Source organism: Pedobacter sp. 01N416 (assembly GCF_056399685.1).
The window spans coordinates 1-3,439 of record NZ_JBFTRT010000719.1; the positions used below are offsets into that span (position 1 = coordinate 1).

Consider the following 3,439-nt stretch of genomic DNA (forward strand, 5'->3'; position numbering starts at 1 on the left):
ATACATCCGAGTGCTATAAAGTAACTTACCATAAATAAGAAGATTGCTTTCATATTTTAATGTGCAGCCAGCCAATTATCTCCTTCACCAATTTCTACTACAATGGGTACCGTGAGTTTAATGGCATTGGCCATTTTATCTTGAATAATTGCCTTCATCGCTTCCTTTTCCGATCTCACCACATCAAACACCAACTCATCATGCACCTGCATGGTCATGGTTGACTGCATACCCTGCGCTTTCATTTCTTTATGGATATTGATCATCGCAATCTTGATCATATCGGCTGCAGAACCTTGAATGGGTGCATTAATGGCATTTCGTTCTGCAAAACCCCTTACGGTTTGGTTGGCAGAGTTAATATCTCTTAAATAACGTCTTCTGCCCATTATGGTTTCTACAAATCCGTTCTCGCGTGCGAAGTTCATGGTATCGCTCATGTAACGTTTAATCCCTGGGTATTGTGCAAAATATTGTTCTATAATTTCGGCAGCTTCCTTACGTGGAATACCTAAATTTTGCGATAAACCAAAAGCAGACTGACCATAAATAATTCCGAAGTTAACGGCTTTGGCATTTCTGCGCTGTGTTCCATCTACTTCTTCGATGCTTACGCCATACACCTTAGCTGCTGTTGCCGTGTGGATATCGATCCCTTTGTTAAAAGCATCGAGCATATTCTCTTCCTTACTGATTTCGGCAATAATGCGCAATTCTATCTGCGAATAATCGGCCGATAACAAAATGTGGTTTTCATCCCTTGCAATAAAGGCTTTGCGCACCTCCCTGCCACGCTCGGTACGGATCGGAATATTCTGTAAATTTGGGTTATTGGAGCTTAATCTTCCCGTTGCTGCAACGGCCTGATTGTAGGATGTATGCACTCTACCTGTTTTAGGGTTAACCATTAAAGGCAATGCATCAACATAGGTTGATTTGAGTTTTTGTAACTGGCGGAAGTCTAAAATATCCTGTACAATATCACTTTTGCTTGCTAAGGCCATTAAAACGTCTTCTCCTGTTTGGTACTGACCGGTTTTTGTTTTTTTTGCTTTCGGATCTAACTGAAGTTTATCAAATAAAACTTCTCCCAATTGCTTTGGCGAGGCAAGATTAAATTTAATTCCTGCTTTATCGTAAACATTCTGTTCGAACTTGATGATCTCAGTTTCGAGTTCTTTAGAATAAGCTTTTAAGGTTTCGATATCAATACGAACACCTTCTTTTTCTATATCTGCCAAAACATAAACCAACGGATTCTCAATTTCTTCGGCTAGCTTGGCTGCATTTAGTTGTTTTAATTTTGGTTCAAATATGTGCGCTAATTGTAATGTCACATCAGCATCTTCGGCCGCGTAATCTACCACATCTATTACAGGCACATCACGCATGGTGCCTTGGTTTTTGCCTTTTGCACCAATCAATTTGGTAATAGAGATCGGTGAATAACCAAGGTAGTTCTAATAACCTGTGCGTGGTTTTATGGAGAAAGATAAACCAACTAAATCGGCCATGTTTGCATCGGTACCCGTAGTTTCCGTGTCAAATGAGATCCGTTTTTCGGCAAGCAATAATTTAATTAGATCTGCACGTTGCTCAGCAGTATCAATCAGCTGATAATCGTGTTCAGTATTTTCTATGGTTTTAGCCGGAAGCTTTTCTGCTGGTTCCTCTTCAAGCGTATTGGTATATTGAATGGCTTCGCCTGCTTGGTTTCCGAATAAATCTGTCTGCGTACCTTCCTGAAAGCGTGCTGTAGTAACCGAAAATTCATCGCCAAATACCCTGCGACCTAAAGTCCTGAATTCTAATTCAGTAAATAGCGGTTCTAATAAATCGCGGCTCGGATCGCAGAGTTCCAAACTGGCTTCGTCTAATTCAACAGGAACATCCAATAAAATAGTAGCCAGTTTTTTTGAGATTAAACCTTGTTCTGCAAAATTCTCTACGTTTTCACGCTGTTTACCTTTTAGCTCATGGGAGTTTGCAATAATGTTCTCCATAGAGCCATATTGCTTGATCAATGCTTTTGCCGTTTTCTCTCCTATGCCTGGAATGCCCGGTATATTATCTACCGCATCGCCCCATAATCCTAAAATATCGATTACCTGTAATACATTTTCGATCTCCCATTTCGCTAATATTTCTTTTACACCCAAAATTTCCATATCGTTACCCATACGAGCAGGTTTGTAAATAAAAATATTTTCAGAAACCAATTGTGCAAAATCTTTATCAGGCGTCATACAATAAACCTGATAGCCTTTTTGCTCTGCTTTTTTGGCCAGTGTACCAATAATATCATCAGCCTCGTAACCATCAGAGGTAATCACTGGAATATTAAAACCCGTAATTAATTTAATCACATAAGGCATCGCCGCAGCCAGATCTTCCGGCATAGCCTGGCGGTGTGCTTTATACGCTTCGAAAGAAGTATGCCTTTCAGTCGGCGCCTCGGTATCGAAAACAACTGCAATGTGTGTTGGTTTTTCTTTCTTCAAAACATCTAACAAAGTATTGGTAAAGCCCATTACTGCCGATGTATTAATGCCTGTTGAGGTGAAACGAGGGTTTTTACTTAATGCAAAATGCGCCCTGTACATCAGCGCCATACCATCTAGGAGAAAGAGTTTTTTATTCATGTGATTACACCGATTAATGTTATACCGACAAACAGATTTATCGGATGATAAAAGTAACCAAAGTTAGTCATATCACTAAAATGCTTTGTCAACAAAAAAAAATAAATTATTTATTGAAATCTCTTACTTTAAGCATCATTTATAAAAAACGCTTTTATGAAAACTTTCTTTACCTTAATTTTTTGCATGACTGCCTGCTTAACCAAGGCTCAGCTTCCATCCGATACCTTGATTACCTATATCACTTTCGAAAACCTAAAAGGACCCAATGATGGTTATGGCGCGTCAATCGATCGGCCAATAGGCAGTGGTGCCTTTAAAAACATTTCCGATCGGGATAATTTAAGAGTAAGAATGGCCAAACTCGAAAATTCTTACCGCTGGCCTGATGGATCAAAAATCGACTTTACTAAAAGAAATAGTCAACATTCAAATACAGGTATTGTAGATCGTTATACTTTGATAAATCCAACTACAAAAGATACGCTATTTCTCTTTGTTGATCCTTATAAAACCGATTCTATATTTTATATTCCAAAGGGATTGATTGCTGTTAACAAAGAAGTTTTGGCAAAAGAAATTGCCGTACAGCTAAAATCAATCGAGGATATTAACGCTGCTAAAGATGCTTTTAGCAATGAACAGGAAACTATTAATAAGATTGCCAACTACATTGCCAGTAATATCGGACTGGTTAATTTTATTGATCGGGAAAGTCTGCGTAAAGTGATGACTGATACCCAAGCTGATCCAGAGCTAAAGAATTATTTGTTTAAGCTTTATATTTTGAATAAGTT

1 protein-coding gene and 1 pseudogene are annotated in these 3,439 nt (G+C 38.6%); one reads left to right on the forward strand and one right to left on the reverse strand.

Annotation, left to right across the window (positions count from 1 at the left end; genetic code table 11):
- Positions 1 to 56 precede the first annotated feature (56 nt).
- Positions 57 to 2,642, reverse strand: a pseudogene (polA, locus tag AC1DND_RS26280) (DNA polymerase I).
- 156 nt (positions 2,643 to 2,798) lie between these two features.
- On the opposite strand from polA, the gene AC1DND_RS26285 reads away from it, so the two are divergent.
- Positions 2,799 to 3,439: hypothetical protein (locus AC1DND_RS26285; protein WP_477585601.1), on the forward strand; the 641-nt coding region annotated here is incomplete at its 3' end.